This window comes from Lacinutrix chionoecetis (assembly GCF_053604665.1).
The window spans coordinates 105,875-129,672 of the sequence record NZ_JBSHNQ010000080.1 but is presented as its reverse complement, the minus strand read 5'-3'; the positions used below and the strand labels follow the sequence as shown (position 1 = coordinate 129,672).

General features: G+C 33.5%; 20 protein-coding genes. 3 read left to right on the top strand and 17 right to left on the bottom strand.

Annotation, left to right across the window (positions count from 1 at the left end; all coding sequences use genetic code 11):
* Nucleotides 1–89 precede the first annotated feature (89 nt).
* The 12 genes from asnS to rplM all read right to left on the bottom strand — a co-directional run bounded on the left by asnS (nucleotide 90) and on the right by rplM (nucleotide 13,595).
* Entirely contained in the window at nucleotides 90–1,520 is a 1,431-nt protein-coding gene (gene asnS, locus ACVC43_RS07850) for an asparagine--tRNA ligase (protein WP_452223950.1), read from the bottom strand.
* Between the two features lie 162 nt (nucleotides 1,521–1,682).
* A complete protein-coding gene (locus tag ACVC43_RS07845) occupies nucleotides 1,683–3,212 on the bottom strand; it encodes a DUF6770 family protein (protein WP_452223949.1) in 1,530 nt (509 codons plus the stop codon).
* Nucleotides 3,209–4,501, bottom strand: coding sequence for a M48 family metalloprotease (locus ACVC43_RS07840; RefSeq protein ID WP_452223948.1), 1,293 nt, complete (start codon nucleotides 4,499–4,501; stop codon nucleotides 3,209–3,211). Before ACVC43_RS07840 ends, ACVC43_RS07845 begins: the two co-directional genes overlap by 4 nt.
* Nucleotides 4,502–4,582: 81 nt before the next feature.
* Nucleotides 4,583–7,000 carry an efflux RND transporter permease subunit gene (locus ACVC43_RS07835; protein ID WP_452223947.1) on the bottom strand — a complete coding sequence of 806 codons (2,418 nt, stop codon included), beginning with the start codon at nucleotides 6,998–7,000 and terminating at the stop codon, nucleotides 4,583–4,585.
* Between the two features lie 61 nt (nucleotides 7,001–7,061).
* Nucleotides 7,062–8,330: a hypothetical protein gene (locus ACVC43_RS07830; RefSeq protein ID WP_452223946.1), complete on the bottom strand. Its 1,269-nt coding sequence runs from the start codon at nucleotides 8,328–8,330 to the stop codon at nucleotides 7,062–7,064.
* 3 nt (nucleotides 8,331–8,333) lie between these two features.
* Nucleotides 8,334–9,074, bottom strand: a complete 741-nt coding sequence (locus tag ACVC43_RS07825) for a peroxiredoxin family protein (protein WP_452223945.1) — start codon at nucleotides 9,072–9,074, stop codon at nucleotides 8,334–8,336.
* A 66-nt stretch (nucleotides 9,075–9,140) separates the two neighbouring features.
* Nucleotides 9,141–9,698 (bottom strand): ribosome recycling factor, encoded by a 558-nt coding sequence (gene frr / locus ACVC43_RS07820; RefSeq protein WP_452223944.1) that lies wholly within the window; start codon nucleotides 9,696–9,698, stop codon nucleotides 9,141–9,143.
* Nucleotides 9,699–9,872: 174 nt separating this feature from the next.
* Nucleotides 9,873–10,598 (bottom strand): UMP kinase, encoded by a 726-nt coding sequence (gene pyrH, locus ACVC43_RS07815; RefSeq protein ID WP_452223943.1) that lies wholly within the window; start codon nucleotides 10,596–10,598, stop codon nucleotides 9,873–9,875.
* 143 nt (nucleotides 10,599–10,741) lie between these two features.
* Nucleotides 10,742–11,701 (bottom strand): translation elongation factor Ts, encoded by a 960-nt coding sequence (gene tsf / locus ACVC43_RS07810; protein WP_452223942.1) that lies wholly within the window; start codon nucleotides 11,699–11,701, stop codon nucleotides 10,742–10,744.
* 82 nt (nucleotides 11,702–11,783) lie between these two features.
* The gene (gene rpsB, locus ACVC43_RS07805; protein WP_452223941.1) at nucleotides 11,784–12,557 is read right to left on the bottom strand and encodes a 30S ribosomal protein S2; all 774 of its coding nucleotides are present in this window, start codon (nucleotides 12,555–12,557) and stop codon (nucleotides 11,784–11,786) included.
* A gap of 196 nt (nucleotides 12,558–12,753) precedes the next feature.
* Entirely contained in the window at nucleotides 12,754–13,140 is a 387-nt protein-coding gene (rpsI, locus tag ACVC43_RS07800; RefSeq protein WP_013869323.1) for a 30S ribosomal protein S9, read from the bottom strand.
* Nucleotides 13,140–13,595 (bottom strand): 50S ribosomal protein L13, encoded by a 456-nt coding sequence (gene rplM, locus ACVC43_RS07795; protein ID WP_452223940.1) that lies wholly within the window; start codon nucleotides 13,593–13,595, stop codon nucleotides 13,140–13,142. Before rplM ends, rpsI begins: the two co-directional genes overlap by 1 nt.
* Before the next feature lie 325 nt (nucleotides 13,596–13,920).
* Here rplM and ACVC43_RS07790 point away from each other — a divergent pair, with 325 nt between their 5' ends.
* A complete protein-coding gene (locus ACVC43_RS07790; protein ID WP_452223939.1) occupies nucleotides 13,921–15,873 on the top strand; it encodes a YgiQ family radical SAM protein in 1,953 nt (650 codons plus the stop codon).
* A gap of 24 nt (nucleotides 15,874–15,897) precedes the next feature.
* Entirely contained in the window at nucleotides 15,898–16,698 is an 801-nt protein-coding gene (locus tag ACVC43_RS07785) for a tryptophan-rich sensory protein (RefSeq protein ID WP_452223938.1), read from the top strand.
* Nucleotides 16,699–16,714: 16 nt separating this feature from the next.
* On the opposite strand, the gene ACVC43_RS07780 is transcribed toward ACVC43_RS07785, so the two are convergent.
* The 4 genes from ACVC43_RS07780 to polA all read right to left on the bottom strand — a co-directional run bounded on the left by ACVC43_RS07780 (nucleotide 16,715) and on the right by polA (nucleotide 21,666).
* Nucleotides 16,715–16,867: a hypothetical protein gene (locus ACVC43_RS07780; protein WP_452223937.1), complete on the bottom strand. Its 153-nt coding sequence runs from the start codon at nucleotides 16,865–16,867 to the stop codon at nucleotides 16,715–16,717.
* Nucleotides 16,868–17,454: 587 nt separating this feature from the next.
* On the bottom strand, nucleotides 17,455–18,213 hold the full coding sequence (locus ACVC43_RS07775) for a DUF3883 domain-containing protein (RefSeq protein WP_452223936.1): 759 nt from the start codon (nucleotides 18,211–18,213) through the stop codon (nucleotides 17,455–17,457).
* Nucleotides 18,214–18,261: 48 nt separating this feature from the next.
* The gene (locus ACVC43_RS07770; protein ID WP_452223935.1) at nucleotides 18,262–18,807 is read right to left on the bottom strand and encodes a hypothetical protein; all 546 of its coding nucleotides are present in this window, start codon (nucleotides 18,805–18,807) and stop codon (nucleotides 18,262–18,264) included.
* A gap of 9 nt (nucleotides 18,808–18,816) precedes the next feature.
* The gene (gene polA / locus ACVC43_RS07765; RefSeq protein ID WP_452223934.1) at nucleotides 18,817–21,666 is read right to left on the bottom strand and encodes a DNA polymerase I; all 2,850 of its coding nucleotides are present in this window, start codon (nucleotides 21,664–21,666) and stop codon (nucleotides 18,817–18,819) included.
* A gap of 193 nt (nucleotides 21,667–21,859) precedes the next feature.
* On the opposite strand from polA, the gene ACVC43_RS07760 reads away from it, so the two are divergent.
* Entirely contained in the window at nucleotides 21,860–22,789 is a 930-nt protein-coding gene (locus tag ACVC43_RS07760; protein ID WP_452223933.1) for an isoaspartyl peptidase/L-asparaginase family protein, read from the top strand.
* A gap of 49 nt (nucleotides 22,790–22,838) precedes the next feature.
* On the opposite strand, the gene ACVC43_RS07755 is transcribed toward ACVC43_RS07760, so the two are convergent.
* A complete protein-coding gene (locus tag ACVC43_RS07755) occupies nucleotides 22,839–23,699 on the bottom strand; it encodes a cyanophycinase (protein WP_452223932.1) in 861 nt (286 codons plus the stop codon).
* Nucleotides 23,700–23,798: the final 99 nt, after the last annotated feature.

Here is a 23,798-nt window from a genome sequence, read left to right as displayed (position 1 = left end):
TGATTTAAGATTATTACTAAAATAAAAAAAACAATCTACAATATGGAAGTTAGTAGATTGTTTTAATAATTATTTATGGTTTAACGCTTTTAAAATTCAGCATTTTGTGGTGTTCTTGGGTAAGGTATCACGTCGCGAATGTTACCCATTCCTGTAGCAAACATAACCAAGCGTTCGAAACCTAAGCCAAAACCAGAGTGTACAGAAGTTCCATACTTACGTAAATCTAAGTACCACCAAAGTTCTTCTTCAGGGATATCTAATACAGCCATTTTTTCTTTTAATACTTCTAAACGTTCCTCACGTTGCGAACCTCCAACAATTTCTCCAATACCTGGAAATAAAATATCCATTGCACGAACCGTTTTTCCATCTTCATTTAAACGCATATAAAAGGCCTTAATATTTGCTGGATAATCAAATAAAATAACAGGACATTTAAAGTGCTTTTCTACTAAAAAGCGTTCGTGTTCCGACTGTAAATCGGCTCCCCATTCTTCTATGATATAATTAAATTTTTTCTTTTTATTTGGCTTAGAGTTTCTAAGAATATCTATGGCTTCGGTATAGCTTACACGTTTAAAATTATTTTCGGTTACGAACTTTAATTTTCCAATTAGTGATAATTCGCTACGCTCTGCTTGTGGTTTTGTTTTTTCTTCGTCTAATAAACGCTTATCTAAAAATTCTAAATCCTCAGCATTGTGCTCTAAAATGTATGAAATAACAGATTTCATAAAATCTTCTGCCAAATCCATATTACCTGCTAAATCCATGAAAGCTACTTCGGGTTCAATCATCCAAAACTCAGATAAATGACGAGAAGTATTAGAATTTTCTGCTCTAAATGTTGGCCCAAAAGTATATACTTTACCAAGAGACATGGCATAAGTTTCGGCTTCTAATTGACCAGAAACGGTAAGATTGGTTTCTTTACCAAAGAAGTCTTCTTTATAATTTACTTTGCCATCCTCTGTTAAAGGTGGGTTTTTAGCATCTAAACCAGTAACACGAAACATTTCGCCAGCACCCTCTGCATCACTTCCAGTAATTATTGGTGTATGCATGTAGTAAAAACCGTTATCGTTAAAATATTTATGTATAGCAAAAGACAATGCCGAACGTAAACGCATAACAGCGCTAAATGTACTTGTGCGGGTACGTAAATGTGCATTCTCTCTTAAAAATTCGAAAGAGTGTTTTTTAGGCTGAATAGGATAGGTTTCAGGATCGCTATCTCCTAATATTTGGATAGAAGAAACAACTATTTCCACATGTTGTCCCTTACCTTGACTCTCTACCAACTCGCCTTTAATATGCACGGCAGCACCAGTTGTAATACGTTTTAGAATGTCTTCGTCGGTGTTTTCAAAATCAACAACACATTGTATATTATTAAGTGTAGAACCATCATTTAAAGCAATAAATCTATTGGCTCTAAAGGTGCGAACCCAACCTTTAATTTCAACTTCCTGAAGTGATGTTTGTTTTAATAATTGTGCGATAGTATTCTTAACCATAAAATAATATTGTAAAATTTAGCAAACAAATATAGTAAAGGTTATGTAGATTAAGAGATTTAAAGCTAAAAACTATTGTAACTAAGTTGTACTGTTTTGTTGCCTTATTAGCTTAAATATTGTAAAACGGTTAGGTGCTTAAATTTTTATTTTTTGTTGCTATTAATCTAATGAAAACCGTTCTTTACGTATATTAAATTTCTCTTCTTTTTTAAAAAATTCTAAAACCAAAATTTCTCCAATTTCGGCAGGTAATACTTTATGCTCAGAAGATATAGAGGCTATGTTAAGTTTATCTTCAAAAAATTCACCATCTTCAAAAATGGCAGTTTTAATGGCAAACCCGTTTTTTTCCTTTTTTTTACGTTCGTAATCATAGAAATAAAAGTAATACCTATTTCTGTTTACATCTTTTTGGTGGTATAAGAAATCAAATCCACCATAACGCGCAGCGCGTTCTGCATTATACCTGGCAGTATAGCTTGAACTTGCTCCCTGCCATCTGCTTATTTGCTTTTCTACACGTTTAACATTGATTACATTAAAGTCTTTATCAAAATTAAAAATAAAGGCATCATTTGTAGTGAGTTGTTTATTATCGTAACTGTTAGACAGTAAGATTTTTTTTGCGCTTCTTGTAAGTTTATAAGTTTCAAAAATTGCTAAGTAACCGTTGTTATGCTCTAATACATTGTGTAAGTATAAATAACCTACATCTTTCAATTTATTATTTTTTTTGACGTTTGAAAATTTAGATAAGACATCATCCCAGTTGTTTTTATGGAACTTAATTATTTTTCCATTTGGTGTAATTTCCTGATAGAAAAAACCTAAAGATTTATTATTGTGTCGATCTTTTTTATCTTTAAAATAGTTGCCAATAACCACTAAATTACCAGAATCTTTAAAGAAAGCTTTATTAATATATACAGAGTCTAATTCCTTATCCTTTGTACTAAAATTTAAATTGCCACTATTAGCGTCGAAAATATTTAAAGAATATGAACCATCTAATTTTTTAAATGCCACATGTTTATTATTTGAGGCTAAAATTTCCAATCTTAAAATGGTTCCTCTCTTTAAATGTTTTCTCTCTACAGGCAGTGTTAGCGTGTTTTTAGAGGTAGCTTGATCTGTTTTAATTATTGCTGCCTTGGTATTAAAACCACCTCCTGAAACCACCCCATAATCTCCTGGATAGGTAAGTAAAAAGCCTTGGTTTTTTAAGGCAACAAAATCTACTGATTGAGCGAATTCTCCTAAATAAATATTCTTTTGTGTTTTATTTATTTCCTTTTTAGTTTCGTATGCGACTGTTTTGTCTATGGATGCATTAGATTGTCTGTCAAAAATTTTAATTTTATATGCGCCTGCTTTCATATCGTAAATACAAAGAGCTAAATAGTCGCCATTGTACGCAGAGCCAATAAATAGTGAATTTCTGCTAAAGCTTATTGTTTTTTCTGCAATGGGATTAAAATTATTATCCCTTATAATTACAATATAATCGTAAGTTTTATCTTCATTTTTATTTTCTGAACGACTTATATTATAATAACCAACGGCTTCATTATAATCATTTGTAAAAACACCTGTAGATGAAAAAACTTTAGAGCCAAACTCGGCTTTAGAGGTTTGAGCAACACTCATGCATGATAATAGAATAGTAAATAGTATAGCGATGTTTTTCATTTGTTTAAACGATTAAATTTTTCTTGAATTTTGATAAGTTTTTCAGATTTTTCAGTTAATGAATTGCAGAACGCCAATCCTATTTTTCTAATTTCTCTAGCCTCAGTATTTTTTAAAAACATTTTCAATTCTGAAAAAGTGGTATTGGCTGCAAAAGCATTGGGCGGTGGAATGTATTTACTGAATTGTTTTTCTTTTTTTGCCTTATAAATTTTAAGTAGTGTGGCTGCAACGACTTCTGCAGCAAGAATATGATCTGGATTTTTATAAAGTTTCTCTAATGCAAAAAATAAATTCAGGTCATATCTATCATTATCTTTTATTAGGCATAAATAGTTGGTTTCTTGCCACGATTTTAATTGTTCGATATGTTTTTTGGAGACCGTAGTATTAACAATAGTCTGTAGTTGGGCTTTGTTATTAATGGCTTCTACTCGTAAATCGATATTAGGATGTGTTCTTAAAGAATCTAAATTTCTGTAATCACTTGTGTACTTGTCAAGTTTTAATAGCTGTTCTTTTTCGGTTAGCCAAAAGGATTTAAAAGGATAATCTTTAAAATTAAACTGTGATTTAATGTTAATAGACTTAGAGAATAAAATACTATCAGAATTCTTAAGGTTTTTTAGTGCCTTTATGGCTTCCGATTTTGGATATTTTAAGTTTGAATAAAGTTCAAAACCAAGGGCATCTGCATTTAACTCCAGCGCTCTTTTGTCTCTATAAATATTAAATGCTTTTTCGTTGGACACCTCTGTTTTTCCAAGACCAATACGTTCTTCAATATTATTCTGAAAATGATTTAATAACTGGTGTGCAATTTCGTGGCAGATGACAAAAGTTAGCTGTTCGTCGTTTTCTAAAATTTCAAATAGACCTGGATAGATAAAATAAATATTATTGCCTAAAGATGCAGCATTTGCCTTGTAATCTATAGCATATAACATGTTGAACTGTTGGTCTTGCAATTTAGGGTTTGCCTTAACAATATTATTTACTATGGCATTAAATTCCTTTTCAATAATACTATTTTTTATAACATCTTTTTTTGAAAAAGTCGTTTTTAAATAGTTATAATTCTCTAGTAATATTTTCCTAACTTTTCTTTCAGGAGCATCTATTGTTGGTAAATTGTGTTCAATAAAAATGTCTGACGACATGAGTAATTCTTCAATATTTATAGCTTGATATACCTTACAGCTACTATTATCATTGGTTTGGGCGATTAATTCTGAATTAAAAAAAACAGTTATTGCAAAGATTTTTATTAATAATTTTTTATTTATCATTAAACAGTTAGGATTGCTTAAATGGTAATATAAATTTTTTAAGTGATTATTAGGATGAATTTACTACAAAATTAATTGTTTTTAACTGTCTGTAGTATCTTCCAAAATGTCATCAGCATCATTTTCAAGAGGAATGATATTTATAGAAGGTTTTTTAAGCGTCTCCTTGTTAGCAATACTACGTTCTAAAGAAAGTAGTAATGAAGGGAGTAATAACAAGTTTGAGAGCATGGCAAACAACAAGGTTATAGATACCAATGCGCCAAGTGCAACTGTGCCTCCAAAGCTTGAAATGGTAAATACCGAGAATCCAAAGAATAGCACAATAGAGGTATAAAACATACTTACTCCGGTTTCGCGTAAAGCCGCATAAACCGATTTTTTAATTTTCCAGTTATTGGCCTGTAATTCCTGACGGTATTTGGCTAAAAAGTGAATGGTGTCGTCTACCGAAATCCCAAAAGCAATACTAAACACCAATATGGTTGAAGGTTTTATTGGCACGCCTAAAAAGCCCATTAAACCGGCTGTTACAACTAATGGAAGTAAGTTTGGAATTAGCGATACAATAATCATTCTAAACGAACGAAACATGTAGGCCATAAATAACGAAATCAATACAATGGCTAAAGAAAGGGATAGTGCTAAATTTTTAACCAGATACTTAGTCCCTTTTTGAAACACTAATGCTTTACCTGTTATGGTAACATCGTATTTTTCCTTTGGAAATAGATTATTAATTTTAGTTAAGAGATTCTCTTCTATACGCTCCATTTTATCAGTGCCAATATCCTTCATAAACGTAGTTATACGCGCGTATTGACCAGTAGAATCGACAAAGTTTTTTAACAAATCGACATCATCAGAGGCAGAATTTCTTGCATAGGGCAAAATAAAAGCCTCTTCCTGTTTTGTTGGCAGCTGGTAGTATTTTGGGTTACCATTATAGAAAGCTTGTTTAGAATATTTAACCAGGCTCACCACCGAAATAGGTCGGGATAATTCTGGAGTTTCTATAATTAAATCTTCCAATTGATTCATGCGCTTTAAAGTAGTAGATTTCATTACCCCTTTTTTTCGTTTGGTATCCACCATTATTTCCACTGGCATAATACCATTAAATTCTTCTTCAAAAAAGCGAATATCGCTAAAGAATTCTGTGTTTTGTGGCATGTCCTCTATGAGACTGCCAGAAATTTTTATTTTGTAAATACCAATAATGCAAACTATTAATAAGCCCAACGATACAATGTAAATTGCAATGCGTTTTTCTCTAACCATACGCTCCATCCAGTTTACAAAACCACCAATCCATCGTTTATTTAAATGTTCTAAATGGCGCTCTTTTGGATAAGGTAAAAAGGTATAAATTATAGGAATTATTAATAAGCAGAGAATAAAAATAGCCAGTATACTTAAAGATGCCACCACACCAAACTCTTTAAGTAATGTGCTTTCTGTTATTATAAAGGTCGCAAAACCAGAAGCGGTTGTTACGTTGGTCATTAACGTGGCATTTCCCACTTTAGTAATAACACGTTGCAGCGATTTCACTTTGTTTCCGTGTAATTTTACTTCGTGCTGGTACTTATTTATTAAAAAGATACAGTTGGGAATTCCAATAACAATAATTAGTGGAGGTATTAAAGCGGTGAGTACCGTAATTTCATACCCAAGAAGACCTAAGATTCCTAAAGTCCACATAACACCAACACAAACCACTATTAAAGAAATAATTGTAGCACGTAAGGACCTGAAAAAGAAAAAGAAAATAAGCGAGGTTATAAATAAGGCGGCACCAACAAACAAGCCAATTTCATCAACAATATTTTGAGCATTTAGTGTTCTAATGTATGGCATCCCAGAGACACGAACATCGAGATTATAGGTGTCTTCAAAAACCTTAACCTTTTCTAATAATGTTTTTACCACAAAATCTTTTCTGGCTGCGGTATTTACCAGTTCCTTTTTAAGGTAAATTGCTGTTCTAACTGTTTTTGTTTCTTTATTAAATAAGAAATTATCGTAAAATGGATATTTGTTAAAAAGCTCGTCCTGCAGTAATTTTATTTCGGCTAAAGATTTAACAGAATCTGTGATAAAAGGCTCTAAGTCAAACTTTTCTTTTGAAGTATTCTTTACTAACTTTTGTAAATCTTTAATAGAAACAACAGTTTCCACTTCTTTAGAAGTTCTAAAACTGTCGGAAAGGGCATTCCAGGCATTTAGGTTTTTAACTGTAAAAAGAGAGGTGTCTTTTACACCTAAAACAATAAGGTTTCCTTCTTCTCCAAAAATTTCGAGAAAATCATTGTATTCAATATTTACTTCGTGGTCGTCTGGTAATAAGTTAGCTTCAGTATATGTAAAACGCATGTATTTCCACTGCGTACTAAACAAAATGGTGATTACTATAATACCTAAAAGAATGCCGATTTTATTACGTAAAATCAGCCTTGCCACGATATCCCAAAATTTGGATTTTATTTGTTTCGCCATGATGCCTTAAAAGTAGGCGCAAAGGTATGGAAAACCTATATATTTATCGAAGAAAAGAAAATTATAATGTAATATTAAAAGTGAATTTAAGCGCCAGATTATCTTCTTCATTTGGTAAGTGGTACGGACCATATCTGTAGGTAAAACTTAAACCAAAGCCAAAAAGAAGTTTGTTAAGCTCTAACCCAGACTCTGTGTAACCATTTTTAAGTGTACTAAAAGTAACGTTTTGGTGTCTTGAAACATTGTTCATGTTTCCAATAGCGTAACGGGAAATGAGTACTAATTGCGGATTAAAATGCTTAGAAATATGAAACGGTTTAACGTAGTGTTTTAATACTAATGTTGCGAATCTATCAGAGAAGAATTCGTTAAAATACATGGTTTCAAAGCTATTGATACCTGCTACCGAGAAACGATTTAAAATTGTTTCTTTATTAATATTATTAGGATAGGCGTGGTATAAATGTGTTAATGGCGTATCTCCATGCGCTAAACCCATAGAAAATGTTGCGATACTGTGCGACTCTTTATTATGAACGATTTTATGAATGGTTCTGAAATCTAATTTAGAAAAATTAAAATCTGCCGCGAAAACGTTTCTAAAACTTTTACTGTATTGCAATGTAAATTTCGGATAACCATCTACTGTTGTTTTCGTTTTTCCATCAATAACTTCATATTTGGTAAAAGGATTCCACTGTACAGCAATTTTAGCTGTACTGGTTTCAAAGGAGCCATAAGAGGTATCGTCTAACACATAATTATAATCGTAGGTTGGACGAATATTACTAATGGCAAATTCTGTTTCGGTAATGAGTTTAGGGTTAAATTCATGTTCAAGAGAAACTGCCGAAGTAATATGTTTATGAAACAAACTAATGTTAAGTAAACGCGGCTCGAAAAATGAAAATGTACGACCATCGGTTAAAAAATTAGAGCTTCCAGTTTCCATTAAATCATCAATGTAAGAAACATTAAACCAACTTTTAGTGTCTTTATTTAACAACACACCTCCACCAACTTTATATTTAAATCTATGGTCTCTAAAACCGTAAACACCATAAGAATCTATTCTGAATTTTTTTGAAAACCTGTCGTTAGTCACTCCGCCTAATCCGGTTCTTAATCCTTCGTATTGATTAAATTTTAAAAGATAGCGCAGGTCGAAATTCCAGATTTTAGTTGGAAAAAATCCATTACCTATTTGTTTTAAAAGCGCACTTGATTTTGTAGAGTCCTGCACTTGTTCTGTTTCTTTTTCTGGTGTTTGAGCATTGGTAAAACACACCAATAAAAAGAACAGTAAATAAATCCATTGTTTAGGCATAAATTATTTTAATAGCGATTTAATAGTCTTAGAGAGTACATTTTTTATATTGGTTCTATAGCCTAATTCTTTAAGGATTATTTCTCCTTTCTGGTTAATTACAATACTTGTGGGATAACTTTGTACACCATACATGGAAATAACATCGTTGGCGTTAGCTGCGATAGTATAATTAAATTTATGTTCATCAAGAAAATTTTCTACTACGCCTTTTTTATTAAAAGTAATAGCTAAAAATATAACGTTTTTGTTTTTATAATCTTTTACTAAAGCATTTAAACTTGGCATTTCCTGAATACATGGTCCACATTTAGTAAACCAAAAATTTAAGACAACAACTTTACCTTTTAATTCTGATAGTTTTATGGTTTTACCATCCATATCTGTAACTATAAAATCTAAGGCCTTTTCACCTTTGGTAAAAGCGGCTTCAGGATTTTTTTCAATTAAAACGGGATGGTTACTTTTTTTTAAAAATATTACAGACTTAATTTTCCCTTCGTTATTGGCATAAAACAGCGGTTTGTAATCCGGATTCGCCATAAGTTCCATTTTAGACATTGGTAAAATTTTACCTTGTTCGTTAAATAGTAGAACGTCTGGTGTAATTACAATTTGCATTGTTTTTACTTGCTCCTCTGATAAGGCGTGTTGGGATTCGGGAATAAATTTATACTCCTGAGCGAAACTCCACGAGAATAGCAAAAGCGTAAGCAATAGAAAGAAGTATTTTTTTTGATGCATTTTGTTTCTCGTTAAAGGTATTTCTTTAAGATATAAAAAAAGCGACTATTAAGTCGCTTTTAACACTTAAACTGTCATAATTTCTGAATCTTTGTTGGCTAAAAGTTCATCAATTTTTTTTACGGACCTGTCTGTTAATTCCTGAACATCTGCTTCGGCATTTTTCTGTAAATCTTCTGATGCATCTTCCAATTTTTTAATTTCGTTATTAGCATCTTTACGCGCATTTCTAACACCAACTTTAGCATCTTCTGCTTCGGCCTTTGCTTGTTTCCCTAATTGTAAACGGCGTTCTTCTGTTAAAGGTGGTACGTTTATAATTAAGCTTTCACCATTATTCATTGGGTTAAAACCTAAGTTTGCAACTTGTATTGCCTTTTCAATTTCTTGAATCATGCTTTTTTCCCATGGCTGAATGGTTATGGTTCTACCATCTGGTGTATTTACATTTGCCACCTGGCTTAACGGTGTTTGAGAGCCATAATAATCTACAACTACACTACCTAACATTGCCGGATTTGCTTTACCTGCACGTATGTTTAAAAATTGCTTTTTTAAGTGTTCTATAGCAGCATCCATAGATTCTTTTGCGCTGTCTATTATAAATTGAATGTCGTCGTTCATTGTTAATTTTGTTATATTACTTAGGCTCTATTCAATAATTAAGCCAAAATTGGATACCATGAAACCAAATTTTAGTCGCTACATTACCTTTTGCCTGATCACATTTTTATTCTCAATACTAATGTAATCAATTTTAAAAATTGAGCAAAATTTAATGAGATAGAAACGTTAAGTCTATTTTGCAGAAGTAGGTAATAAGCTTACCTGAGTTCCAATATTTTCTCCAGAAACCACTTTCATTAAATTACCTCTCGTATTCATATCGAACACTATAATTGGTAAATCGTTTTCTTGGCTTAGTGTAAACGCTGTGGTGTCCATTACTTTTAAACCTTTACGTAACACATCGTCAAATGTTATGTGATCGAATTTTACAGCGGTATTATCTTTTTCAGGATCTGTATTATAAATACCATCTACACGAGTTCCTTTTAAAATAACATCAGCTTGAATCTCGATGGCTCTTAACACTGCTGCCGAATCTGTAGTAAAGTATGGGTTTCCGGTACCACCACCAAAAATCACCACACGACCTTTTCTTAAATGGCTCATGGCTTTTCTTCTAATAAAAGGCTCTGCCACTTCGTTAATTTTAATAGCTGTTTGTAAACGTGTTTTAACACCAGAGTCTTCAAGTGCATTTTGCAAAGCCAAGCCATTAATAACTGTGGCCAGCATACCCATATGGTCACCTTGTACTCGGTCCATTCCGTTCATCGCACCAGCTACACCTCTAAAAATATTACCGCCACCAATAACAATGGCAACTTCGATACCTTTCTCTGTTACGGCTTTAATATCTTCGGCATATTCTGTCAAACGTTCGGGATCAATACCGTATTGACGATTACCCATTAAGGCTTCGCCAGAGAGTTTAAGGAGGATTCTTTTATATTTCATAAGGGTTGTGTTGAAGGTTACGCAAAACTAAGTGTTTTTAAGCATAAAAAAAACCACTAACTCTAAAAATAGAGTAGTGGTTTTATGTATTTAATTTCTTTTTAAAAGATTTCCGTTTACACAGAAATGGAAAAAAGATTTTTTTATCCTAAAGAAACACGTTTAAAAGCAGTTACTTCAACGTCTTTAGACGCTACGTAGTCTGCAACGGTTTGCTTTTCGTCTTTAATAAACTTCTGGTCCAATAAACATTGCTCCTGATCTAAAGTTGTGTTATCACTAATGAAACGATCCATTTTACCTGGTAAAATTTTATCCCAGATTTGTTCTGGTTTACCTTCAGCTTTTAATTCTGCTTTTGCATCTGCTTCAGCTTTAGCCATAACTTCTGGAGTTAATTGAGCCATAGAAATGTACTGTGGTACATTTTTTAATGTTTTACCTAAACGGCCTAACTCGATATTATCTTTTTCTATAACAGCAATTCTTGCTTCCGTTTCGTTAGCAATATAATCTGCATCAAAACCTTTGTAAGATAAAGAGGTTGCTCCCATAGAAGCAACTTGCATGGCCACATCTTTAGCAACGGTTTCATCTTCTTTAGATAAACCAACTAAAGCACCAATTTTATTAATGTGAACGTAAGAACCAACATAAGGTGCTTCTAATTTTTCGAACGCATTAATTTCTAATTTCTCACCAATAACGCCAGTTTGCTCAACTAATTTTTCAGCTACAGTCATACCACCAAAATCAGATGCTAAGAAATCTTCTTTGTTATCAAAGTTGATTGCTTTTTCGGCTAATTGATTAGCTAATGCTAAAAAGTTCTCGTTTTTACCAACGAAATCTGTTTCACATCCTAATACAATGGCAACACCAACAGTATTATCATCATTAATTTTTATTGCAGCAGCACCTTCAGAAGACTCTCTGTCGGCTCTTTTTTCTGCTACTTTTTGTCCTTTTTTACGTAATACATCGATAGCTGCATCAAAATCACCTCCAGCTTCCACTAAGGCTTTTTTACAATCCATCATACCTGCACCAGTTGCTTTTCTTAATTTGTTTACTTCTGCTGCCGAAATTTTTACTTCACTCATGATAAGTATATTTTAAAAAAGTCGTTTAATTAATTTCTGTATAGAAAGAATTAAACGACTTTATTAGTAATAATTTAATGTTTTATTCTTCCTCTTCTTTTGCTGCTTTCGCTTTCTTTGCAGGAGCAGCTTTTTTCTCAGCTTTACCTTCTGCCTTTTCAGCTTTTTCAGCTTTACGCTCGTTTAATCCAGCTGTAATAGCCTCTGTAACGTGCGTTAAAATTTTATCGATCGATTTAGAAGCATCATCGTTTGCTGGTATTACGTAATCTACCTGACGAGGATCAGAGTTAGTATCTACCATTGCAAAAATAGGAATGTTTAATTTCTGTGCTTCTTTAATCGCGATATGCTCACGTTTAATATCTACAACAAACAAAGCTCCTGGAAGACGTGTCATATCTACAATAGAACCTAAGTTTTTTTCTAACTTCGCTCTTAAACGATCAACTTGTAAACGCTCTTTTTTAGATAAAGTTAAAAAGGTTCCATCTTTCTTCATTCTATCAATAGTAGCCATTTTTTTAATAGCTTTTCTAATAGTAACAAAGTTAGTTAACATTCCGCCTGGCCATCTTTCTGTAATGTAAGGCATGTTAATGTTTCCTGCTTTTTCAGCGACGATGTCTTTTGCTTGTTTTTTTGTAGCAACAAATAAGATTTTACGTCCAGAGGCTGCAATTTTTGCTAATGCATCTCCAGCTTCGTCCATCTTAGCTGCTGTTTTGTATAAATTGATAATATGGATGCCGTTACGCTCCATATATACGTAAGGAGCCATGTTTGGATCCCACTTACGTGTAAGGTGACCGAAGTGTACACCTGCTTCAAGTAATTCTTTTACTTCTACTGCCATTTTGTAATAGTTTACGTTCTGTTGAATTAGCAATGTTCCATTTGGCTTTTGGCTTATAGCTTTAGCGCTTGGCTGCATTTAGATGCTAAACTAAACTCTAACGTTTTACCGTTATGAGCAACAATAACTGTTTTTAATTTTTTGTTTTGTAATTTTCAACAGTATTGATAATAGCCAATACTGCTGAAGGATAAAATTAACGTTTCGAGAATTGGAATTTTTTACGCGCTTTCTTCTGTCCGAATTTTTTACGCTCCACCATTCTTGGATCTCTTGTTAATAAACCTTCTGGTTTAAGGATGCCTCTGTTTTCGTCATTTAACTCACACATTGCACGAGAAATTGCTAAACGGATTGCTTCTGCTTGTCCAGTAATACCACCTCCAAATACATTTACAGAGATATCAAAGTTACCTTCATTGTTAGTTAATGCTAACGGTTGGTTTACTTTGTACTGTAAAGTAGCTGTATCGAAGTAGTCTTTTAAATCTTTTTTGTTAACCGTGATGTTTCCTTTACCTTCTTTAAGGTAAACACGAGCAACAGCCGTTTTACGACGACCAATTTTGTGTAATACTTCCATTACTTGAATTCGTTTAAGTTAATTGTTTTAGGTTTTTGAGCTTCGTGAGCATGCTCTGTACCGTTAACAACAGTTAAGTTTCTAAAAAGTGCTGCTCCTAATTTATTTTTAGGTAACATTCCTTTTACAGATTTCTCTACTAATCTTGACGGATCTTTTCCGAACAATTCAGTAGCAGTTAAACTTCTTTGACCACCTGGATAACCTGTGTGACGAATGTAAGTTTTGTCATTCCACTTGTTTCCAGAAAGGTTGATTTTTTCTGCATTGATAACAATTACGTTATCGCCACAATCAACGTGTGGTGTGAAGCTTGGCTTGTGCTTTCCTCTTAAAAGTTTTGCAACTTGGGAGCACATACGGCCTAAAGTTTGACCATCGGCATCAACTAAAACCCACTGCTTATCTGCAGTTGCTTTGTTAGCCGAAATGGTTTTGTAGCTTAGTGTATCCACAATTTCTAAATTTTATTATTAAACATTCCTCTCTCAAAAAGAGTTTGCAAATTTACGACAATCTTCTTGATTACCAAATAGTATGCAGTATTTTATTTGATAACTTTGTTGATATGTTTTGGACTTTTGTCAATTACCTCCTAAATTCTTCAAATCAACTGTTTACATCCAGCTTATTTTGTTTATATCCTTTATAAAATGAATACTTAAACTCTTAAAACGGATTATAAAGTACTTCATATTTAATAATTAACATGTTAAAATAAATGCTAAAGCCTTTAATAATAATAGTTAAGAGTCTTTTTTTATCTATTTTTGCAGCGTTATGCAAGAATTAAAACTTTCTAGTTGGTTACCTACCACAAACAAAGAGGTTAAAATACGCGGTTGGCAAGAACTGGACGTGATACTTTTTAGTGGTGACGCCTATGTAGATCATCCTACGTTTGGGCCTGCCGTTATTGGACGTTTATTAGAAAGTTTTGGCTTACGCGTTGCTATTGTACCACAGCCTAATGTAAACGATAATCTTCAGGATTTTGTAAAATTAGGAAAGCCAAGATTGTTTTTTGGCGTTACTGGTGGTTGCATGGATCCTATGATTAGTAATTATAATGCTAATAAAAAGCGTCGCGATAAAGATGCCTACACGCCTAATGGTGATATAGGATTTCGTCCGGATTATGCATCGACCGTTTACAGTAAAATTTTAAAAGAAAAATGGCCAGACACACCAGTTTTAATTGGTGGTATTGAAGGTTCTTTGCGTCGTGTTACACATTACGATTTTTGGAGCGACCAACTTATGCCTACCATTTTAGAAACCTCTAAAGCCGATATGTTGGTGTATGGCATGGGAGAACAACCCTTGCGGGAAATTATACGTTTGCTTGAAAAAGGTGTACCGTTTAACAGTATAAATACAGTTTTACAAACTGCTGTGCTTTTAAATAAAAATGAAAAAATTCCCAAAAATAGTAATTGGGAAGATGTAGAAATCGCCTCTCACGAAACCTGTTTAAAGGACAAGAAAAAGTATGCTTCTAACTTTAAAGTGATAGAGCAGGAGTCTAATAAACTGGCAGCTCGACGTATTTTTCAAAAAGTTGGAGATAAAACGTTGATGATAAATCCGCCTTATCCAACCATGACCGAAGAAGAAATTGATGCGTCTTTCGAGTTGCCTTACACCAGATTGCCGCATCCAAAATATAACAAACGCGGACCAATTCCTGCGTTCGAAATGATTAAGTTCTCGATTAATATTCACAGAGGTTGTTTTGGTGGTTGTAGCTTCTGCACAATTTCGGCACACCAAGGTAAATTTATTGCTTCGCGAAGTCAGGAATCGATATTGCGAGAAGTCGATACTGTGGCAAACATGCCAGATTTTAAAGGCTATTTAAGCGATATTGGAGGTCCAAGTGCGAATATGTATAAAATGAAAGGTAAAGTACAGTCTATATGCGATAAGTGTGTGGCACCAAGTTGTATTTCGCCTGTAATATGTAGTAATTTAGATACGTCGCACAAACCATTAACGGAGTTATATAAGGCTGTGGACAGCCATCCAAAAGTAAAAAAATCGTTTATTGGAAGTGGGATTCGTCATGATATGTTAGTGCCGGAATTTAATAAAAATGCAGACCCAAAAGAATTGGACGATTATACCGAAGAAGTCATGACCAAACACGTGTCTGGCCGACTTAAAGTGGCACCAGAGCACACCAGTGATCCTGTGTTAAAACTCATGCGTAAACCCTCGTTTACGTACTTTCATAAATTTAAAGAGCGTTTCGATAAAATTAATATTAAGAAGAATTTAAAACTTCAGTTAATTCCTTATTTTATATCCAATCATCCAGCATGCGAAGTGGAAGACATGGCAAACTTAGCTGCCGAAACTAAAGATATGGGTTTCCAGTTGGAGCAGGTACAAGGTTTTACACCAACACCAATGACGGTTGCAACGGTAATTTACTATAGTGGTTATCATCCTTATACCCTTAAAAAAGTAAACACACCAAAAACAAGAAAAGAAAAAGACGAGCAGCACCGTTTTTTCTTTTGGTATAAAGACGAAAACAAAGCGTGGATAAAAAACACCTTAAACAAGTTAGGTCGTCAAGATTTATTAAGTGTGTTATTGCCTAAAAAAGACGAAAAATGGCGTAAAAACAAGCCTACAGGAGAAGCTAAAAATACGTTTAACGATGCAGTTCCCTTTAACCAGAGAAAAAATAAGGCTAAATTTAAGAGTAAGAATAAGCGTCGTTGATACTATTATTCCAATCCCTTTAATATGAAAAAAACCCTTCAAATTGCAAATGGCTTTGCCTTTGTATGTGTTATAGTAATGAACTACTTATCTAATACAGGTTTGTTAAACAACACCACTATAGGAGAAGTCTCTAAAACATACAACACTCTATTTACGCCTGCTGGTTATGCGTTCTCAATTTGGGGACTAATATATTTACTGCTTTTAGGGTTTGTAGTTTATCAAGGCAGAAGTCTTTTTGTAAATGTAAGAGACGACCAATTTATTCTAAAAACAGGTTTGTGGTTTATTGTGTCCTGCATTGCCAATTGCTTATGGATTGTAACGTGGATTTATGGTTATACGGTTCTATCGTCGGTATTTATTTTTATTATATTGTTCTCATTACTGCAAATTGTACTTAAAAACAACATGGAGTTGTTTGATGCTCCCATATCGGTAATCGCATTTTTATGGTGGCCATTTGTAATATATAGTGGCTGGATAACAGTGGCGAGTATTGCCAATGTTTCGGCAGTTTTGGTAAAATACAATTGGGATGGTTTTGGAATTTCTGCAACCGTTTGGACCGTATTACTTATAGGTATTGCAACAGTAATTAACCTGTTGGTAACTTGGAAACGCAACATGAGAGAATTTGCGCTTGTTGGTGCGTGGGCATTATTTGCAATCTATGTTGCCAATAGTGATGTTAACACCACTGTGGCTTATACCGCAATGGTAGCTGCTATTATATTGTTTTTGAGCAGTACTTTTCATGCTTTTAAAAACCGAAAAACAAATCCTGCGATTAAGTGTAAGCAATATTTTAATTCGAAATAGGGCAATAATTTTTATGTTATTGCTCTAATCTTTTATTGTTTTCTGAGGCTTCCTCACTGGCTGCAATAGCATACATTAAAATAACAATTTCAATAAGTAAAATAGCAATTTTTACTTTTTTGCTTTTTGTAAATACAGTTGAAAGACCTAATATTTTTGTAATAATCATATATAACTTTTTAAAAGAAGTACAAGATAGTTATTAGTTTGATTAGGAATTAACTTGAAAGAGTAAATTTTGCGTTGGATTGTTTTACTTAAAAATATTAATTTTTAAAAATTAGTCAAGTTTAATAAAATCATAAATACTCTCAGTCTCAGTCTCTTCATTGAATTTCATTACAATTCTTATAGGCAAATTATTTATCCAAGTAGTTATTTCTTCTTCATATATAGAATTATAAAAGAAAATTAAATTCTCATATTAAATAATGAATATCTGTTTTGAAAATTTCTGCATAGTTTTCTCTAATATTTTTTAATATTAACACATCTAATTTTAAATATTATTTTATCGGTTTACTTTTATTATGTCAATGTAATATTGCCTGACTAATTATATTGATTTTATTTTTAATATGATTTTGTGATTACAGTTTTCACATTTAACAGAAGTATTATCAAAAACAACTATATCCATAAAAATTTCATTGTCACATATAGGACAATTGTAAATAACATCTTTAAGTTTAAAAGGAGGGTGGAGTACAGTTGGAATATCTAGAATAGAATAATTTAACATTTATTGTAATTGTTTTAATGGATATCAGAAATTAAATGGTATTCTTTAGATTTTTTTGAATTGATTATTTTTTCTTCAAATTTTAAATTTTTCAAAGGGTTATCTATTGTCAAAAATGTAGGTATATCATCTAAGTTTAATACTAAAGTAATTATATAATCTTTTTGATACTCCTTTGCTTTAACATATTCATTTTGAGTCAATCTAAATTTGCCTTTTTTTGCTCTTATTCCTTTAATTTCTGCTAAATAAGAATTCTCATTTACATTGACTTGAAAATCATATCCATCTCCATAAAGACGAGCATCTTCAATGATGCCATTTTTAAAAATATCAATATTATTATAATTATTGATAAAATATAATTCTGCCTCTAATCCAGTTTCTTGAAGTTTTTTAAACCTTGACTTTTGTATTGGATTTACTTCTACGAATATATCTTCAACTTTTAAATTCTCCTTGAGAAATAGTTTTACGATATTTGAATATGGACCTACTTTTTCATCACCAAATAAATTATCAATTAAAAGCTTTCTATGGATGTAAGCATCACCCTTTTGCCACCAACCTTTTCTATTGTTTTCAAAAAAAGGATCGAATAAATCCATTCTATTTTTAATAGTTCCAGTTGTTTCAGCTACACCAATTTTTACTAAATATTCATAAAATGAGGTCTTAGTTTTGAAGCCAAATTCTTTAATAAAATTATTACTAAATTTTGATAGGCCATAGCCTATTAAATTTAAAATTTCATAATTTTCATGCTTATTCATATCATTTAAAAATTAATCCGTCTCCAGCCAATCCAAGTCAATATTTACTTAATATCTAAAAGCACCTCTTTTAATATCATCAATTAATTTTTTCATCGCAATACCACTCTCAGTTTTCAAATTAGCTATTTGCTGTCTTGATAGCATTCTTTCGTTAATTACTATACCTTTTTTAAAACTAAGTTTTAAAACTTTTTTATAGTGCCATGGTCGTAAAATATCAATAATAGAACAAGTCTCTGCAATAAAATCATTCATAATTAATACATCTCCAGAATATGGTATTTTGAGATTAATATTTTCATAGCATAAATCATTCAAGCTGTTTAAAGTATGAGGTAAAACACCATTAATGGGTTTAGGAATATACTGTTTTTTATGTTGTTCTTTAAAATCTAAGTCTACTGCTTTTACATTATTAAGCCTGAGCTCATTTTTAATTATTTCAAAACATTGATAAAATTCACCACCAGCAGTACTATTACGATAATATTTTAGCCCATAAGTTTCTATATCATGATTAAAATCAAAAAGACACTCTAAGGAATACTCTTCCTCTTTGTAGATAATTCTATTTGTGGCTTGCCTCGTCATGATTTTAATTTAATGCGCCTCCAACCAATCTGCACCAACACCAACTTCAACATCAAGTGGTACATCCATTTTAAAGGCATTTTCCATTTCGGTTTTAATTAAGGCTTTCATGTCTTCCAATTCTGGTTTATACACATCGAAGACCAATTCGTCATGTACCTGCAGTAGCATTTTGGTTTTATAATGGTCTTTTTCGAGTTTGTTATAAATATTAATCATGGCCAGTTTAATAATATCTGCAGCACTACCTTGTATAGGTGCGTTTACCGCATTACGCTCTGCAGCACCACGTACCACAGCATTTCTGGAATTAATATCTTTTAAATACCTGCGTCTTCCTAAAACGGTCTGCACATAACCATTATCGCGTGCGAAATCGACAAGCTCACCCATGTAAGCTTTTAGGTTTGGGTAGGTGGCGTAGTAAGTATCTATGAGCTCTTTGGCTTCACTTCGGGATAAATCGGTCTGGTTACTTAATCCAAAAGCAGAAACACCATAAATTATGCCAAAATTAACGGTTTTTGCGTTGCTACGTTGCTCGCGTGTGACCTCTTTTATATCCACACCAAATACTTTTGCAGCCGTACTGGCATGAATATCCTCACCATTTCTAAAGGCTTCCATCATGGTTTCCTCTTTACTCAAAGCAGCGATAATACGCAATTCTATCTGGCTATAATCGGCAGCTAATAATACATAATCTGCGTTACGCGGAATAAACGCTTTTCTAACCTGTCGACCACGTTCGGTACGAATAGGAATGTTTTGTAAGTTAGGGTTATTGCTACTTAAACGTCCAGTGGCAGCAACGGTTTGCATATAATCTGTATGCACACGACCTGTAGCTGTTTCCACTTGTGTTGGCAAGGCATCTACATAGGTGCTTTTTAGTTTCGAAAGTCCGCGATACTCTAAAATATCCTGAATAATCTGGTGGTCTTTAGCCAGGTATGACAAAATATCTTCACCTGTTGCGTATTGTCCGGTTTTGGTTTTTTTAGGCTTTTCGACTAATTTTAACTTTTCGAATAAAACAATGCCTAACTGCTTTGGTGAGGCAATATTAAACTCTTCGCCTGCCACCTCGTAGATTTTAGCCTCTAACGTAGCAATGTCGTTGTTTAACTCCTCTGATAAAGATTTTAAAAAGGCTTCGTCTAAATTAATGCCTTCCAGCTCCATGGCAGCCAAGACACGAAGCAGTGGTATTTCGATATCGTCGAACAATTTTTGGGTATTGGCTTCGCCCAATTCTTTTTCAAAGTGTTCTTTTAATTGCAGGGTAACATCAGCATCTTCAACCGCGTATTCTGTTTGTTTCTCTAAAGGCACATCGCGCATCGATAATTGGTTTTTTCCTTTTTTACCAATGAGTTCTGTAATAGAAACAGGTGTGTAATTTAAATAGGTTTCGGCTAACACATCCATATTGTGGCGCATATCGGCATTTATTAAATAGTGTGCCAACATGGTATCGAATAATTTGCCTTTAACCTCTACGTTATATTTTGCTAATACCTTGATATCGTATTTTAAATTCTGACCGATTTTCTGAATGTGTTCTGCTTCAAAAAAACATCGTAATTCTTCGATGATAGCTTGTGCTTCCTGCTTGTCTTCTGGAAAAGGTAAATAAAAGCCTTTGCCAACTTCCCATGAAAAGGCAATGCCAACAAGTTCTGCGGTTAATGGGTTTAAACCTGTGGTTTCCGTATCGAAACACACTGCAGTCTGGTTCATTAGATTTTTAATAAACAATTTTGTAGCCATGCCTGGCGCAACACTTTGGTAAAAGTGTGATGTGTTTTCTATGGTTTTTCTTTGGTAAGTATTTTCTGTTGTAGCTTCTGCTGAAGGACTTGCACCACCAAACAAACTAAATTGCCCAGCACCAGCGCTTGCGTTTTCCGTGGGTGTTGCTTTGGGTTTGGTTACACCTGAAGCATTATATGGTACTGAAGTGGCTTCGTCTCCAGAGGTAAAGGTCTTAACAAAATTATCGGTGAGACGTCTAAATTCCAATTCCTGAAAAATAGCTTTCACCTTTTCAACATCTGGTGGATCTAATTCAAAATCTTTAGCATGAAATTCTACAGGCACATCTAACATAATTGTTGCTAATTTTTTAGACAACAGTCCCAATTCTGCATTGGCCTCTACTTTTTCTCTCATTTTACCTTTTAGCTGGTCTGTGTTTGCCAGTAGACCTTCCATACTACCAAATTGGGCAATAAATTTCTTTGCCGTTTTTTCGCCAACACCTGGTAGGCCTGGAATATTATCGCTACTATCTCCCATCATACCTAAAAAGTCGATGACCTGTAAGGGATCGTTCACTTCAAATTTTTTCTTTACTTCTGGAATGCCCCAAGTTTCGTAACCTCCACCAAAAACAGGTCTGTACATAAATATGTTTTCACTAACCAATTGCGCGAAATCCTTATCTGGAGTTACCATAAACGTCTGGTAACCTTCTTTTTCAGCTTGCTTAGATAGCGTTCCTATAACATCATCTGCTTCAAAACCTTCTTTAACCATTATAGGAATATGCATGGCTTCTAAAATTTGGCAGATATAAGGAATTGCTGTTTTAATACCTTCAGGTGTTTCGTCTCTGTTAGCTTTATAGGCGTCAAACATTTCCACACGATCTGTACTGCCACCTTTATCGAAACAAACGGCTAACAAGTTTGGTCGCTCGCGTTTAATAACATCTAACAGTGAGTTCATGAAACCCATAATAGCAGAGGTATCTTGACCTTTACTGTTTATTCTTGGGTTTTTTATAAAGGCATAATAGCCACGAAAGATTAAAGCGTAAGCATCAACTAAAAAGACGCGTTTATTGTCTGACATCGAATATTAATTTAAAAATTATTGTCTCCTCAAGCGCAATCGAGAGGTTGCTTTACAATTCGAAAATTAGTTTCCGACTGCGCTGGAACGGACAACACGCAAATTACAATATCTTTAAAAACTAAAGAACCTCGAATTAAAGAAAGTTATTAAAAAATCTCAACGTATTTTTGCATCCATAATTTCTATAAGTATGAATACATTTTCAATCGCTATACACGGTGGAGCAGGAACTTTGGTAAAAGGTTTAATGACACCTGCATTAGAGGCTAAATATAAAGACGCTTTAACCATTGCAAGAACTAAAGGTTATGCTGTTTTAGAGCAAGGCGGAACCGCTTTAGATGCAGTTGAAACAGCTGTAAAAGCTTTGGAAGATTCTCCGCTTTTTAATGCAGGAAAAGGATCGGTATTTACCAATCAAGGCACGCATGAAATGGATGCAGCGATAATGAACGGTGAAAATTTAGAAGCAGGAGCCGTGTCTTTAATAACCGGAATTAAAAACCCGGTAAGCTTGGCTCGAGATGTTATGGATAACAGTTATCATGTATTTTTAGCCGGTGAAGGTGCCATGCAATTTGCAAAAACGCAAGGCTACGAGGTGGCATCGCCAGACTATTTTTACGATGAGGTACGTTACCAGCAATGGCAAGGTATTAAAGATTCTGATGGCTTTCAATTAGACCATAGCGTTAAAAAGGATGGGAAATTTGGTACTGTTGGAGCAGTGGCTTGCGACCAGAATGGCAATATAGCAGCAGCAACCTCAACAGGAGGTATGACCAATAAAAAATGGGGACGAGTAGGCGATAGCCCAATGATTGGTGCCGGAAATTATGCAAATAATAAAACATGTGCAATTTCCTGTACAGGAAGTGGCGAGTTTTTTATACGTGGTGTTGTGGCTTATGATGTGGCTTGCTTAATGGAGCATAAAAATATGTCTCTTGAAGAGGCGTCTAACGAAGTAATACACAAACGTATTCTTGAAATTAATGGTGATGGTGGCTTAATTGCGGTAGATACAAAAGGAAATATTGCGATGCCTTTTAATACAGAAGGTATGTATCGTGCCTGTAAATCTTCAAATGGTAGAGAGGAATTGAAAATTTATAAATAAAATAGATTACCGTGTTTTTTATAAGAAAAGTGGTGTGGTAAACTGATATTTAAATGAATGGCGCTTCAATGGCCAATACTTTAACCTTCTTCTTTTCTATGTGAAAACGGTCTCCATTCGATAAGATATGAGTGCGCAGGTTTGTAAGTGACATTGGTGTGCCAATAGACAATTGTTTGTGTTTATTGTGTTTAATGCGTCTGCCATCAAAAATAATAACCATTCCAGAGCCAATAACCTGGCAGGTTCTGTTTTTAATTATCATGCCTGTATCTTCTGCCAAACCAATACCAATTAAATCTGGAAACTGTGCTACCGCTTCTGCAATTCTCCCAAAACGACCACGTTTAATAAAATGGGTGTCTATTATTAAGTTGGGCACCAACCCTAAGCCTTTATACATTTTAACAGCACCTTTTATAAACGATTCGGCTGCGCTTCCGCCAGCAATCATTTCCTGAGACATCATCATTGCACCAGCACTTGTACCAGCAACAACAAAGCCTTTTTCAGTTTTATAACGGTGTTTTAAAATCTCATGAATTTCTGTGTCACCAATTTTATTGGTTATTTTGGATTGATTTCCACCTGAAAACATCACACAATTTGCAGCTTTTATTAAGTCTATAGAGGATTGTTTTTTAGAATCGGCCTTACTTCTAATGTCTAAAACAGTAACATTATTGCAACCTAACGTTGAAAAAGCTTCAAGATAATTTTGCCCAACTTCTACAGGTATGCTTGATGCCGTTGGTATCACAACAATATTAGCGTCTGTTCCTCCTGCTTCTCTAACTACGTGATATAGAATACCTTCGTCAATAAACTCTAAAGTATATTGTTCGCTTTCTTCTATTCCTTTGTCTTCATTTCCACCAATAGGGATTAGTGTTCCTTTATTCTTCAGCATAAATCTGGGCTTGCAATTATTTTATTACGGCAAAAATAAACTAAATTTTTAAGAGAAAAATGTATATATTTATAATCTTTCACATAAGTAACTAACAAA

Excerpts from the sequence above, each read along its gene's own strand:
- ACVC43_RS07760 (WP_452223933.1), top strand. The coding sequence starts at position 21,860 with ATGAATACATTTTCAATCGCTATACACGGTGGAGCAGGAACTTTGGTA.
- rpsB (WP_452223941.1), bottom strand. The coding sequence starts at position 12,557 with ATGGCAGTAGAAGTAAAAGAATTACTTGAAGCAGGTGTACACTTCGGT.
- frr (WP_452223944.1), bottom strand. The coding sequence starts at position 9,698 with ATGAACGACGACATTCAATTTATAATAGACAGCGCAAAAGAATCTATG.
- ACVC43_RS07770 (WP_452223935.1), bottom strand. The coding sequence starts at position 18,807 with ATGACGAGGCAAGCCACAAATAGAATTATCTACAAAGAGGAAGAGTAT.
- ACVC43_RS07790 (WP_452223939.1), top strand. The coding sequence starts at position 13,921 with ATGCAAGAATTAAAACTTTCTAGTTGGTTACCTACCACAAACAAAGAG.
- ACVC43_RS07835 (WP_452223947.1), bottom strand. The coding sequence starts at position 7,000 with ATGGCGAAACAAATAAAATCCAAATTTTGGGATATCGTGGCAAGGCTG.
- ACVC43_RS07775 (WP_452223936.1), bottom strand. The coding sequence starts at position 18,213 with ATGAATAAGCATGAAAATTATGAAATTTTAAATTTAATAGGCTATGGC.
- asnS (WP_452223950.1), bottom strand. The coding sequence starts at position 1,520 with ATGGTTAAGAATACTATCGCACAATTATTAAAACAAACATCACTTCAG.
- ACVC43_RS07825 (WP_452223945.1), bottom strand. The coding sequence starts at position 9,074 with ATGCATCAAAAAAAATACTTCTTTCTATTGCTTACGCTTTTGCTATTC.
- ACVC43_RS07785 (WP_452223938.1), top strand. The coding sequence starts at position 15,898 with ATGAAAAAAACCCTTCAAATTGCAAATGGCTTTGCCTTTGTATGTGTT.
- ACVC43_RS07780 (WP_452223937.1), bottom strand. The coding sequence starts at position 16,867 with ATGATTATTACAAAAATATTAGGTCTTTCAACTGTATTTACAAAAAGC.
- ACVC43_RS07755 (WP_452223932.1), bottom strand. The coding sequence starts at position 23,699 with ATGCTGAAGAATAAAGGAACACTAATCCCTATTGGTGGAAATGAAGAC.
- ACVC43_RS07840 (WP_452223948.1), bottom strand. The coding sequence starts at position 4,501 with ATGATAAATAAAAAATTATTAATAAAAATCTTTGCAATAACTGTTTTT.
- tsf (WP_452223942.1), bottom strand. The coding sequence starts at position 11,701 with ATGAGTGAAGTAAAAATTTCGGCAGCAGAAGTAAACAAATTAAGAAAA.
- rpsI (WP_013869323.1), bottom strand. The coding sequence starts at position 13,140 with ATGGAAGTATTACACAAAATTGGTCGTCGTAAAACGGCTGTTGCTCGT.
- ACVC43_RS07830 (WP_452223946.1), bottom strand. The coding sequence starts at position 8,330 with ATGCCTAAACAATGGATTTATTTACTGTTCTTTTTATTGGTGTGTTTT.
- ACVC43_RS07845 (WP_452223949.1), bottom strand. The coding sequence starts at position 3,212 with ATGAAAAACATCGCTATACTATTTACTATTCTATTATCATGCATGAGT.
- polA (WP_452223934.1), bottom strand. The coding sequence starts at position 21,666 with ATGTCAGACAATAAACGCGTCTTTTTAGTTGATGCTTACGCTTTAATC.
- pyrH (WP_452223943.1), bottom strand. The coding sequence starts at position 10,598 with ATGAAATATAAAAGAATCCTCCTTAAACTCTCTGGCGAAGCCTTAATG.